The sequence below is a fragment of the Streptomyces sp. NPDC021356 genome (assembly GCF_040641015.1).
In the GTDB taxonomy this organism is placed as follows: Bacteria; Actinomycetota; Actinomycetes; order Streptomycetales; family Streptomycetaceae; genus Streptomyces.
This window is the reverse complement of record NZ_JBFACU010000022.1, coordinates 57,237-69,186: the sequence shown is the minus strand read 5'-3', so window position 1 is coordinate 69,186 and position 11,950 is coordinate 57,237. Positions and strand designations below refer to the sequence as shown.

Here is an 11,950-nt window from a genome sequence, read left to right as displayed (position 1 = left end):
TCCCCCCAACCCTGGCCCCCCACCCACGCACCCGTGCCACCCGCAGCCCACCGGCCACGGCGCGAAGGCGCCACGCCGCAAGGAGCACCCATGACCGCCGTCCTGCGCACCGCCGTCGTCATCGGCTGCGGCACCACCGGCACCTCCCTCGCCCACGTCCTCAGCCTCGCCGGCGTCCGGGTCACGCTCATCGACGAGGACCCGGGCGCCCTGGACCAGGCCGTCTCCCTCGGCGCCGGCACCGCCTGGACGCCCGGACAGCCCCCCGCCGACCTCGTCGTCGTCGCCACCGCCCCCTCGGCCGTCGCCGATGTCCTGCACAGCGCGCAGAGCAGGGGACTCGGGCACGTCTACACCGACACGGCCGGCGCCAAGGACATCGTCTGCGCCGAGGCCGAGCTGCGCGGCTGCGACCTCAAGGGATACGTGCCCGGACATCCGCTGGCCGGCTCCGACGCACCCGCCCGGGGCACCGCGGCGGCCGTCCGCTTCGCCGGCCGGCCCTGGGTGGTGTGCCCGTACGAGACCACGCCCGACTGGGCGCTGGAGACCGTGGACGCGCTGATCGCGGTGTGCGGGGCGTACCGGATCGACCTGGCCCCCCACGTGCACGACCGGGTCGTCGCCGAACTGTCCCACGGCCCGCATCTGATCGCCGCCGCCGTCGCCACCCGGTTCGCCGACAGCTCCGATGCGTTCCTCGGGCTCGCCGGTGACGGGCTGCGCGACGCGGTGCGCAGCGCCGGCGGCGACCCGTGGCTGTGGGGCGACGTCCTCGCCCACAACGCGGGGCCGGTCGCCGACGTCCTCGACCGGGTCGCCGGACAACTCGCCCGGGCCGCCGCCATCCTGCGCGAGGGCGACGCCAGCGCACCCGTGGAACTCGCTCCCACCCTGGAGGAGGGCCGGCGAGGACAGGCCGCGCTGCAGCGGGCCGGCGAGCGGCGCACCCTGCGAGATGCGCCGGCCGAAGACCGGGTGTGACGGTCGGCCCGTGACCACTTCCTCCACGCCCTGCCCCCGCACCGCTGCCGACCGCGGGCCCGCAGCCCTGCGGCTGGCCCGGCGGCTGCTGCGCTCCGCCTACTGGTCCCTGTCCGACTTCGGCTGGGTGTGGATCGGGCCGGAGCCGCCCGCATACGTCCCCGGCCCGGTGGACGAACCCGCGCCCGGTCACCCGGAGCGGCTCACCGGCCTGCCCCTGACCCCGCTGGAGCGCGCCCTGGAAAAGGAGCTGACGGCCTGACGGACGCCGGGGCGCCGAGGCGCTCCGGCGGACAGCAACGTCAAAGATGCCCCATCCGCCACCCGCTTGAAGCATGGAACGAAGGGTGACAGACGCCCGCACTCCCAAGGACGAGGTGCTGAGCAGTGACTGTTGACATCGCACAGGGCAACGCGCGCGGCATTGCCTCCATCTACAACTCCGCCGTGGCGGCATGGGCGATCGCCGCCGCCTGGGAGGTCGGTGCCCTGGACGAGCTGCACCGCGCGCGGACGCTGGACACCGCGGACTTCGCCAGGCGGGCCGGTCTCGACCCGCTGTCGACCACCGGACTGTTCCGCGCGCTCGCCTCGGTCGGGCTCGTCCGGCGCGACGGCGCCGTGGTCCACACCCTCGACGGCTTCGACGACATGTACCGCAACAAGTCGTTCTTCCACTGGCTCACCCGGGGCAGCGCCGAGCTGTTCCGGCAGATGCCCACCGTCCTGCGCACCGAGAACCGCACCGGCGACTACTACCACCGGGACGCCGCCGCCATCGCCTACGCCTGCCGGGAGATCGACCAGGTCACCTACGCGCCCACCTTCTGGGCCGCGATGGACCGGGTGGACTTCCCCTTCAGCCGCGTCGCCGACCTCGGCTGCGGCTCCGGCGCACGGCTGATGCAGATCCTCGACCGCCACCCGGGTGCGACGGGTGTCGGCGTCGACATCGCCCAGCCTTCCCTCGACGTGGCGCGGAAGGAGGCGTCCGAGGCCGGCTTCGCCGACCGCGCCGAGTTCGTGCAGGGCGACGTGCTGCGCCTCGAGCCCCGCCCCGAGTACGCCGGCATCGAACTGCTCACCTGCTTCATGATGGGCCACGACTTCTGGCCCCGGGAGAACTGCGTGGCCACCCTGCGCCGGCTGCGCGAGGTCTTCCCCGCGGCCCGGCGCCTGCTGATCGGCGACGCCACCCGCACCGCGCTGCCCGACACCGAACTGCCCGTCTTCACGCTCGGCTTCGAGCTCGGCCACGACCTGATGGGCACCTTCCTGCCGACCGTCGACGACTGGGAGTCGGTCTTCGAGCAGGGCGGCTGGGAGCTGGTGCGCACCAACCGCATCGACATCACCGTCGGCGAGGTCATCTTCGAACTCGCCTGATCCGAACGGCACACCGGTCCCCGGGCGGACGGCGCACCACGCCCCGCCCGGGGACCCGCACGCCGCCCGGGCACGTCCCGCCTGATCAGTAAGAGCTCCGAACAAAAGTGGGGGCCGCCGGGGCCCACTTTTGTTCGGAGCTCCAAGTCGTCTGACGCAACCCATGGAGTCACGCATGACCACACTCGCGCAGGCCGTCGGGCAGACCCTCGCCGACAGCGGCATCCGGCACGCGTTCGGGGTGGTGGGCGGCGGGAACATCCTGGCCACGGCCGCGCTCACCGCGGCCGGCGTGCGGTACACGGCGGCCCGGCACGAGGGCGGGGCCATGGCGATGGCCGACGCCTACTTCCGGGCGACCGGCGACGTCGCCGTCTGCACCACCACCCACGGGCCCGGCATCACCAACACGGCCACCGCGCTGGCGGACGCGGCCAAGAACCGCAGCGGGGTCGTCCTGGTGTGCGGCGACGCCCCGGTGAGCGGCCCGAGGCCGCACGACATCGACCAGAGTGCGCTCCTGGCCGCGCTCGGCGTCCGCGTCGTCCGGCTCACCCGACCGCGCACCGCCCGCACCGACACCGCCGCGGCCGTACGCACCGCCCGAAAGGAGCGCCGCCCCGTCGCCGTGTTCCTGCCCGGCGACCTGGTCGACCATGTGCTGCCCGACACGCCGGGCACCGTCGCGCAGGCCGAGGCGGGCACGTGGGACGCCCTGGACGAACCGGACCTGGAGCCGCTCCTCGACGCCCTGGCCGGGGCGCGCCGCCCGCTGCTCCTGGCCGGGCTGGGCGCCTGGCACTCCGGCGCCGGCAAGATCCTGCGCGAACTCGGCGACCGTCTCGGCTCCCTCTTCGCCACCACCGTCATGGCCGCCGGGCTGTTCCGGGACAGCCCCTGGTCGCTCGGGGTCTGCGGCGGCTTCGCGGCACCGGCCGCCGCCGACCTGATGGGCGAGGCCGACGTCGTCGTCGCCTTCGGTGCGAGCCTGGACACCTTCACCCTGCACGGAGGCCGGATCCTCGACCCGGCAGCCACCGTCGTCCAGGTCGACATCGACGGGCAGAAGCGGGCGCGGCGCGCCGACCACGTGGTGCGCGGCGACGCCCACGCCGTCGCCGTACGGCTGCTCGACGCGGTGGAGAAGCGGGGGCTGCCCGTGGCGGACTGGCGCGGGCGGTGCGCCGGGCGGGCCGCGCGGGCGCGAGCGGGATGGGCGGACCTCGCACACGAGGACGCGTCCACCGCAGACCGGATCGACCCGCGCACCCTGACCCGTTCCCTGGCCGCGCTGCTGCCCGAGGAACGCACACTGGTGCTGGACGGCGGGCACTTCATCGCCTGGCCCGGGATGTACTGGCCGGTGCCCGACCCGGCCGGGTTCGTCTTCACCGGTGCCGCCTTCCAGAGCATCGGCCTGGGCCTGGCCGGCGCGGTCGGCGCGGCGGTGGGCCGCCCCGGCCGGCTGACCGTGGCTGCGGTCGGCGACGGCGGCGCGCTCATGGGCCTGCCCGAGCTGGACACGCTGGTGCGCTCGGGCCGGCCGGCACTCGTCGTCGTCTACGACGACGCGGCCTACGGCTTCGAGGAGCACATGTACGCGCCGCAGGGCGCCGACCCGGCGACGCTGTCCTTCGCCGACACCGACTTCGCCACGGTGGCCCGCGGCCTGGGCGCCACGGCGGTCACCGTGCGCCGCCCGGACGACCTCGACGCCGTAGAGCGGTGGCGCGCGGCCGGCTGCCCGGGCACCCTCGTCCTGGACTGCAAGGTGGTGCCCGGCGTGATCGCGCCGTTCCTGGCCGACCTGCTGGAACGGACCTGAGGCCCCTCAGCCGCCGAGCAGGCCCCCGCGGGCCTCGCGCAGTCCCGGGAACGAGTCGAGATCCGGCACCGTCCAGCCGTCCAGGTCGTACTCGGACAGGCACTGGTCGACGAACGCCTTGTAGTCGTCGATCTGCCCGCTCGCCGTCTGCGCGAACAGCAACTCGGTGCGCACGCTCTCGTGGTTGCCCGAGTAGTTGCGCTCGTACAGCTCGTGCCGGCCGCCGAACTCGGTGCCCACCGCGTCCCACAGCAGCTTCAGCACCTTGACGCGCTCGACGGCCTCGACGCCGCCCGAGCCGCGCATGTACTTGTCGAGGTACGGACGGATCTGCGGGTTCTTGAAGTCGTCGGCGCTGGAGTTCAGGTAGATCAGGCCGCTGGCGACGTCCTGCTGGACGATCTCCTTGATCCGGGGATAGCCGATCTGCATGAACCAGCGATAGGCCATGCCGTACTGCGGGTTGGGCAGCACCGCCCCGTTGCGCCACTTCACCGGGTTGCGCGCGGCCGCGTCCGACAGCCCCCAGAACAGGTTCCGCCAGGCGAGCACCTCGCCGAGACGGGTCTGCACCCCGCGGAAGTCCTGTGTCCCGGTGATCTCCAGCGCCTTGGCCAGCGCGCCGGCGAGGAACTCCAGCTTCACGGCGAGGCGTACACAGCCGTGGAAGGTGAAGCGCTCCAGGAAGCCCGACTGCCCGGAGAACATCTGGATCTTGGCCGTGTCGCCGTAGATGAACACGTCCTCCCACGGGATGAGGACCTTGTCCAGGACGAGGATCGTGTCGTTCTCGTCCAGCCGCGACGACAGCGGGTAGTCGAAGGGGCTGCCCATCACGGCGGACATCGCCGTGTAGGACGGACGGCAGATCAGCTTCACGCCCGGCGCACCCGTCGGCACCGTCGCGACCAGCGCGAACTCCTTCTTGCGCACCGGCAGGCCGTAGTGGGCGATGAAGTTGTGGTGGGTGAGCGCCGAACCGGTGGCGACCACCTTGGCGCCGCTGACGACCAGCCCCGCGTCGGTCTCCTTCTCCACGTGCACGAAGACGTCGGAGACCTCGTCCGCCGGGCGGCTGCGGTCGACCGGCGGATGCACGATCGCGTGGTTCCAGTACAGGACCTTCTCCTGCGACTCGCGGTACCAACGGCGCGCGTTGTCCGAGAAGGGGGCGTAGAAGTCGGCGTTGGCGCCGAGCGTGCCGAGGAAGGCGGCCTTGTAGTCGGGGCTGCGCCCCATCCAGCCGTAGCTCATCCGGGACCACGCGGCGATCGCCTTCTGGTCGGCCACCAGGTCCTCGGCGCTGCGGGGCGTGGTGAAGAACCGGTGGGTGAAGCCGCCGCTGCCGGTGTCGGTCGCGGTGGTGAGCACCTCGCGGTGGGCCGGGTCGTGCAGCGCGTCGTACAGGCGTGCCGTCATCCGCACCGGGTTGCGGAAGGCCGGGTGCGCGGTGACGTCCTTGACGCGCTCCCCGTACAGGTACACCTCGCGGTCGTCGCGAAGGCTCTCGACGTACTCGTCGCCCGTCAACGGGCGGCCGGCCGTCGCCTTCTCGCGCCCTCGCCCGGCGTGCTGCTGATCCGTCATGGGCCTCATCGTGGCAGCCGCCGGCCCGGGAAGGCTTCTTGCTGCGTGCGGCAGCGGGCCGGTCCCCGCGCTGACGTGCCGAAGTCGCGGCGACCGGCCCGACTTCGCAACACAAGAGGTGCCCCGAGGGCCGCTGCGATGTGAGCGTCGGTGGCGCGACCCGGTCCCGCTTTCGGCGACCGGCACCTGTGTACCTTCGGGAGGACCCACGATGCTCACCGCCGACATCCCCACGCGAGCGCACCTGGTGCAGCGCGCCGGCGACCTCGCACCGCTTCTGAAGAAGAACGCCGCGCAGGCGGAGGAGGACCGGCGGCTGCAGGACGAGACGATCGAGGCGATCGCCGGGGCGGGACTGTTCAAGCTGCGCGTGCCCAAGCGGTACGGCGGCTACGAGGCGGACACCCGCACCCTGGTCGAGGTCGCCGCCGAACTCGGCCGCGCCGACGGGGCGGCCGCATGGACGACGTCGGTCTACTGGATCCCCACCTTCATGGCCTGCCTGTTCCCCGACAGCGTCCAGGACGAGGTGTTCGCCACCCCCGACGTGCGCATCTGCGGCACGCTCAGCCCCTCCGCACTGGCCTCGCCCGCCGAGGGCGGCATCGTCGTCAACGGCAAGTGGGGCTTCGTCAGCGGCGCCCACCACGCCCACTGGCAGGAGATCATCGCCGTCCAGCCGACGCCCGACGGGCAGCACCTTCCGGTGATGGCCCTCGTACCCATGTCGGACCTGCAGATCATCGACGACTGGGACACCTCCGGGCTGCGCGGCACCGGCAGCGTCAGCACCGTCGCCCAGGACGTCTTCGTCCCGCAGGAGCGGGTGATCCCGCTCCCCGCGATCCTGCGGGGCCGGTACGCCTCCGAGCTGAACGCCGCGAGCCCCGTCTACCGCGTCCCGCTGCTGCCGGTCGCCTCCGCCTCCTCCGTCGGCACCGTCCTCGGCCTCGCCCGCGCCGCGCGGGACGTCTTCTTCGAGCGGCTTCCCGACCGCACCCTCACCTACACCGCCTACGAATCCCAGGCCCAGGCTCCGCTGACTCACCACCAGGTCGCCGAGGCCACCCTGAAGATCGACCAGGCCGAGTTCCACGCCTGTCGGCTGGCCGACCTCGTCGACGCCAAGGGCCTGGCCGGCGAGGAATTCACCCTGGAGGAGCGGGCCCGCGCCCGCGCCGACATGGGCGCCGTGGTCCGCCTCGCCAAGGAGGCCGTCGGCATCCTCGCCGCCGCTTCCGGAGGCTCCTCCATCTACCGCGACGTCCCGATGCAGCGGATCAGCCGCGACATCCAGGCCGTCAGCCTGCACGCGCTGATGAACCCGGACACCAACAACGAGCTGTACGGCCGCGTCCTGTGCGGTCTTGAGCCCAACACGCTCTACATCTGAGCGCCTTCAGCCCACCCGACACCCCGCTCGGACACCTCCGACCGACCACCCAGGAGCAGCACATGACCGCGCAGACCATCGTGACCGCCGCCGTGACCGACGAGGACAAGGCCGCCGTCGCCGCGCTGCCCCAGCGCGTCGTCGAGGCGTGGGCCGCGCACGACGCGGACGCCTTCGCCGACGTCTTCACCCCCGACGGCACGATGATCATCCCCGGCCACTTCCAGAAGGGCCGGGAAGCCATCCGGGCCTTCCTGACCCAGGCGTTCCAGGGCCCCTTCAAGGGCACCCGCGTCACCGGTACACCCGTCGACCTGCGCTTCGCCGACAGCGAGTCCGGCATCCTGATCACCCAGGGCGGCATCCTCGCCCCCGGCGAGAGCGAGCCGAGCGCCGAGCGCGCCGTCCACGCCTCCTGGGTCGTCGTCAAGCGCGAGGGCCAGTGGTTCCTCGCCGCGTACCAGAACAGCCCGCGCCACGCCGCCTGACGGCGTCCCCATCGCAGAAGAGGTTGAGTCCATGACCGACAGGGTGGGCGAGCGCGCGGTGGTGCTCGGCGGCAGCATGGCGGGGCTCCTGGCCGCGCGTGTGCTCGCCGACTCCTACGACGAGGTGCTCGTCGTGGAGCGCGACACGATCAGTGGAACGACCACGCCCCGCAAGGGCGTGGGACAGGGACGCCACGTCCACGGACTGCTCGCCCGCGGCCAGCAGATCCTCGACGAGCTGTTCCCCGGCTTCACCGGCGAGGCCGTCGAGGCGGGCGTCCCGACCGGAGACCTGGGCGAACTGCGCTGGTTCTTCAACGGCCGCCGGCTCAGTCCCGGTACGACCGGGCTGATCTGCGTCTCGGCCACGCGCCCGGTGCTGGAGAGCCGGGTGCGCGAGCGGGTTGCGGCACTGCCCGGCGTGGTCCTGCTGGAGCGGCACGACATCGTCGGGCTGGTCGCCGACGACATGCGCGACACGGTCACCGGGGTCCGCGTGCAGTCCCAGGAGCCGGGGGCCGAGGAGCGGACGATCGAGGCGGACCTCGTCGTCGACGCCACCGGGCGTGGCTCGCGCGCCCCGCTGTGGCTGGAGGAGTTCGGCTACGAGCGCCCCGACGAGGAGCGCATCCGCATCGACCTCAGCTACACCACACGGAAGTTCCGGCTGCGCGACGACGCGGCGCTCGACGGCGACCTGTCGATCAACCCCGTCTCCTCGCCGAGCCACCGGCGCGGCGCGTTCCTGTCCCGGATCGAGGGCGGCCTCGTCGTGGTCTCCCTCACCGGCGTCCTCGGCGACAGTGCCCCCGCCGACCTCCAGGGCTTCCTGGAGTGGACCCGCACGCTGCCGGTCTCCGACATCCACGACGTCATCCACGACGCCGAGCCGGTCGACGACGGCGCGGTCTTCCGCTACCCGGCCAGCCAGCGCCGCCGCTACGAGCGGCTGTCCCGCTTCCCGGACCGCTTCCTGGTCCTGGGCGACGCCGCGTGCAGCTTCAACCCGGTGTACGGGCAGGGCATGACCGTGGCCGCGCTGGAGGCGCTGGTACTGCGCGAGCACCTGAGCCACGGCGAGGTGGACCCGAAGACGTTCCTCGCGGACATCGCGCAGGTCATCGAGGTGCCGTGGCAGTTCTCCGCCGGCGCCGACCTCGGCTACCCCGAGGTCGAGGGCGAGCGTACCCCGCAGTGGGAGGCGTCCGGTGCGTTCATGGCCGCGCTGCACGCCGCCGCCGTCGTCGACGGCGAGGTCACGGCCACGTTCATGCGGGTCGCTGGCCTGGTCGCCACACCGGACGCGCTGATGAGCCCGGACATGCTGCGCCGGGTCGAGGAAGGCGCGGCCAGGGCCGCGGCACCCCTCGCCGCCTAGTGCCCCAGCAGGCAACGTTTGCCCGTCAAGGAGCGGCGTCCGGTGCGTGCTCTCGGGGTGCCCGGCCGGAAGTCCTCGTACTGGGCGTACTCGGGCTTTCGGCCGGTGCGGCGAGAGTGCGTGCCGGGCGTCGCGACGGGGCGAACGTTGCCTGCTGGGGCACTGGCCTGTCCCGCCCTACGGCACCTCCCCGCCGTGCGTCACGTGCCCGTCCCGCGTCCGCCGCGGGGCGGGCTCACGTGTGCCGCCGGGATGTCGGCGGCCGGCGGCACGGCAGCGCGAAGGGCCGCCCGGGACGTCCCGTCCCGGGCGGCCCTTCGGCGTGCGACGGTCAGCGGGCGCCCGCGCCCGCCGGCACCTTCGCGGTCAGCCGCACCGGCAGGCTGCGGTGGCCGTTCATGATGAATGTCGGCAGCGGCTGCAGCGCGTCGCGCTCCACGGCCAGCTCCAGGTCCGGGAAGCGCTCGAACAGCCGGGACAGGCCGGTGGTGGCCACCAGGCGGGCGATGCCCGCGCCCATGCAGTAGTGCGGGCCGAACCCGAACGACAGGTGGGACTTGTCGGTCCGCGTGAGGTCGAAGGTCTCCGGCGCCTCGGCGTGGAGCGCGGGGTCGCGGCCCACTGCCGCGTAGTTCACCAGGATCGGGTCGCCCTTCGGGATGGTCACCCCGTCCAGCTCGATGTCCTGCGCCGCGTACCGCAGCGGCAGATGCGCGAGCGGCGACTCCACCCGCAGCGTCTCGTCGATCACGTCGTCCCAGGTGGCGCGCCCGGAGCGGACCAGCTCCAGCTGGGAACGGTCGCTCAGCAGCGCGGTGATGGCGTTGTCGAAGAAGTTGATCGTGGTCTCCGAGCCGGCCCCGAGGATCGCGAAGATCGTGTCGGTCAGCTCGTCCTCGGACAGCCGCGAGCCGTCCTCGTCGCGTGCGGCGACCAGGTCGCTGGTGATGTCCTCGCCCGGCTCGCGCCGCTTGTCGGCTATCAGGTCGGCCATCGCGCCGCGCCAGCCCGCCAGCACGGCCTGGGCCTGCTCGGGGGTGATGGTGGTGTCCACCATCGCGTCGATGACCTTGGCGGTCTTGGCGCGGGCCTCCTCCGGCATGCCGATCAGGTCGGCCACCAGCCGGGCCGGCAGCGGGTAGGCGAACCGCTCGCGCAGGTCCACCGTCTCGCCCGGCCCCGCCTGCTCCAGCGCGTCCAGCAGCTGGTCGGTCAGCTCCTCCACGCGGGGCCGGAACGCCTCGGCGCGGCGCGGGGTGAACGCCGCGCCGACCAGCTTGCGCAGCCGCACATGGTTCTTGCCGTAGGCCGTCACCATGTTGTCCATCGCGACCCAGCTGATCAGTTCCCAGTCCGGCGGCACTTCCCCGTTGACGAAGGCGGGCCAGTGGGCACGGGCGCTCTTCGTCACGCGCGGGTCGGCCAGCACCTGTTTGATCACCGCGTGGCCGTTCAGCGACCAGGCGAACACACCGCCCGGCAGTTCCACCCGGGTCGCCGGGCCCTGTGCCCGCAGTGCCGCGGCCTCGCCGTGGATGTCGCGGCCGGTGGTGTCGAGAGCGAAGGGGCAGCCTTGTTCCATGGGTTCATCCCGATCTGTCGGACGTGGACTCGTGTGCGGACGCGGTGTCCAGGGGCGCAGCGCGGCGGCGCTCACCGGGCGTCGGTGCCGAAGTGCGCCCGGGCGAGCTCGCGGCCCGCGAGCGAGGAGAGGAAGACGCCGTTCCCGGCGTGGCTGTGCAGCGTGGACAGGTCGCGCCAGACCCGCTCGATACGCTCCCCGGCCCGCACCGAACTGGACCCGGCGGTCGGGAACAGCTGCCCCTCGACCGCCCGCCAGGCCAGCCGCACCGCCTCCCGGCTGATGGTGGCGAGCCGCAGCTCCTCCTCGCGGGTGAAGGCCGCCGCCTCCTTGCGGCACAGCTCCTGCCACTGCTGCGTGGCGTGCAGCACCGCCGCCTCGGCCGTGGCGATCATGCCGGTGGCCTCGCCGTAGCGGAACTGGAAGTCGGGGTCCTCGGTGCGCGGCACGATGGGGAAGAACGCCGTCGTCCGGGAGCGCATCAGCTCCTCGTACGCGTCCAGCGCGCCCTTGGCCATGCCGACCGCGAGCACGCCGAGCTCCAGCAGCATGAAGCTGAGCGGACCGCCGCCGTACTCGGGGCCGTGCAGAGCGCGTCCCGGGAGGTCCTCGGTGACCGCCAGCTGGCTCAGGTGCCCGCCGAGCGTGTGGCGGCCGGGCACCCGGCCGCCCTCGATGCGGATGCTGTGCGAGCCGCTGCCCTTCAGGCCGAGCTGGGCACCCCAGTCGTCCAGGCGCTCGAACTGCTCGCGCCGGGCGATGAACAGCATCGGTGCGGGCGGCTCGCCCTCGCCCTGGGCCACCAGGGTGTGGCCGATGAAGTGGGTGGCGTAGGGGGCGCCGGAGCAGTAGTTCCAAGTGCCGTCGAGCAACCAGCCGCCCTCGCCGTCGGGCCGGGCGGAGCCCGCCGGGGCGACCGTCGCCGGGCAGATGAAGTCGCCGCCGGCGAACAGCTCCGTCTGGGTGGCCTCGTCGAACAGGGTGCCCACCACCAGCGCGTGTGCCGCGCCGAAGAGGTACATCCAGCCGGTCGACGGGCAGCCGCGGGCCAGCGCCATGGAGACCTTCACGAAGGTCTCCGGGCCGAACTCGTAACCGCCGTAACGGCGCGGCACGAGGATCCGGTAGAAACCGGCGCGGGCGAAGGCCTCGTGGGTGTCCTCGGCGTAGAAGCCGCGCCGCTCGGTCTCGGCCTGCCGCTCGACCAGAGTCGCGGCCAGGGCCTCGGCCCGGGCGACGATCTCCTCGCAGGTCAGGCCGGGCTCCGGGGGAGCCACGGAGGCGGAGGGGGCCAGGGTAGTCATCGTCGGTCGGTCCTCTTGGCGTC

General features: G+C 72.9%; 10 protein-coding genes. 7 read left to right on the top strand and 3 right to left on the bottom strand.

What is annotated here, in order from left to right:
• Window positions 1-90 precede the first annotated feature (90 nt).
• The 4 genes from AB0G56_RS27125 (at window position 91) to AB0G56_RS27110 (ending at window position 4,195) form a co-directional block, all read left to right on the top strand.
• Window positions 91-984 carry a prephenate dehydrogenase/arogenate dehydrogenase family protein gene (locus tag AB0G56_RS27125; RefSeq protein ID WP_360973687.1) on the top strand — a complete coding sequence of 298 codons (894 nt, stop codon included), beginning with the start codon at window positions 91-93 and terminating at the stop codon, window positions 982-984.
• A 10-nt stretch (window positions 985-994) separates the two neighbouring features.
• A complete protein-coding gene (locus tag AB0G56_RS27120) occupies window positions 995-1,246 on the top strand; it encodes a DUF6059 family protein (protein WP_360973685.1) in 252 nt (83 codons plus the stop codon).
• A gap of 125 nt (window positions 1,247-1,371) precedes the next feature.
• Window positions 1,372-2,370 (top strand): class I SAM-dependent methyltransferase, encoded by a 999-nt coding sequence (locus AB0G56_RS27115; RefSeq protein WP_360973683.1) that lies wholly within the window; start codon window positions 1,372-1,374, stop codon window positions 2,368-2,370.
• Between the two features lie 175 nt (window positions 2,371-2,545).
• Window positions 2,546-4,195, top strand: a complete 1,650-nt coding sequence (locus AB0G56_RS27110) for a thiamine pyrophosphate-binding protein (RefSeq protein ID WP_360973681.1) — start codon at window positions 2,546-2,548, stop codon at window positions 4,193-4,195.
• A 6-nt stretch (window positions 4,196-4,201) separates the two neighbouring features.
• Here the strand turns inward: AB0G56_RS27110 and AB0G56_RS27105 are convergent, their stop codons facing one another.
• Window positions 4,202-5,782: a 4-hydroxyphenylacetate 3-hydroxylase N-terminal domain-containing protein gene (locus AB0G56_RS27105; protein ID WP_360973679.1), complete on the bottom strand. Its 1,581-nt coding sequence runs from the start codon at window positions 5,780-5,782 to the stop codon at window positions 4,202-4,204.
• A gap of 211 nt (window positions 5,783-5,993) precedes the next feature.
• Here AB0G56_RS27105 and AB0G56_RS27100 point away from each other — a divergent pair, with 211 nt between their 5' ends.
• The 3 genes from AB0G56_RS27100 (at window position 5,994) to AB0G56_RS27090 (ending at window position 9,041) form a co-directional block, all read left to right on the top strand.
• Complete coding sequence (locus AB0G56_RS27100) at window positions 5,994-7,175, top strand: acyl-CoA dehydrogenase family protein (RefSeq protein WP_360973677.1); 1,182 nt, start codon at window positions 5,994-5,996, stop codon at window positions 7,173-7,175.
• Window positions 7,176-7,237: 62 nt separating this feature from the next.
• The gene (locus AB0G56_RS27095; RefSeq protein ID WP_360973675.1) at window positions 7,238-7,663 is read left to right on the top strand and encodes an SgcJ/EcaC family oxidoreductase; all 426 of its coding nucleotides are present in this window, start codon (window positions 7,238-7,240) and stop codon (window positions 7,661-7,663) included.
• 31 nt (window positions 7,664-7,694) lie between these two features.
• The gene (locus tag AB0G56_RS27090) at window positions 7,695-9,041 is read left to right on the top strand and encodes an FAD-dependent oxidoreductase (protein WP_360973673.1); all 1,347 of its coding nucleotides are present in this window, start codon (window positions 7,695-7,697) and stop codon (window positions 9,039-9,041) included.
• A gap of 331 nt (window positions 9,042-9,372) precedes the next feature.
• Here AB0G56_RS27090 and AB0G56_RS27085 read toward each other — a convergent pair whose 3' ends face one another.
• Together AB0G56_RS27085 and AB0G56_RS27080 are read right to left on the bottom strand one after the other, a co-directional pair.
• Window positions 9,373-10,623 (bottom strand): cytochrome P450, encoded by a 1,251-nt coding sequence (locus tag AB0G56_RS27085; RefSeq protein WP_360973671.1) that lies wholly within the window; start codon window positions 10,621-10,623, stop codon window positions 9,373-9,375.
• 71 nt (window positions 10,624-10,694) lie between these two features.
• On the bottom strand, window positions 10,695-11,927 hold the full coding sequence (locus AB0G56_RS27080) for an acyl-CoA dehydrogenase family protein (RefSeq protein WP_360973669.1): 1,233 nt from the start codon (window positions 11,925-11,927) through the stop codon (window positions 10,695-10,697).
• Window positions 11,928-11,950: the final 23 nt, after the last annotated feature.

Coding starts and splice junctions, on each gene's coding strand:
- AB0G56_RS27125 (WP_360973687.1), top strand. CDS start 91: ATGACCGCCGTCCTGCGCACCGCCGTCGTCATCGGCTGCGGCACCACC.
- AB0G56_RS27110 (WP_360973681.1), top strand. CDS start 2,546: ATGACCACACTCGCGCAGGCCGTCGGGCAGACCCTCGCCGACAGCGGC.
- AB0G56_RS27105 (WP_360973679.1), bottom strand. CDS start 5,782: ATGACGGATCAGCAGCACGCCGGGCGAGGGCGCGAGAAGGCGACGGCC.
- AB0G56_RS27100 (WP_360973677.1), top strand. CDS start 5,994: ATGCTCACCGCCGACATCCCCACGCGAGCGCACCTGGTGCAGCGCGCC.
- AB0G56_RS27095 (WP_360973675.1), top strand. CDS start 7,238: ATGACCGCGCAGACCATCGTGACCGCCGCCGTGACCGACGAGGACAAG.
- AB0G56_RS27090 (WP_360973673.1), top strand. CDS start 7,695: ATGACCGACAGGGTGGGCGAGCGCGCGGTGGTGCTCGGCGGCAGCATG.
- AB0G56_RS27085 (WP_360973671.1), bottom strand. CDS start 10,623: ATGGAACAAGGCTGCCCCTTCGCTCTCGACACCACCGGCCGCGACATC.
- AB0G56_RS27080 (WP_360973669.1), bottom strand. CDS start 11,927: ATGACTACCCTGGCCCCCTCCGCCTCCGTGGCTCCCCCGGAGCCCGGC.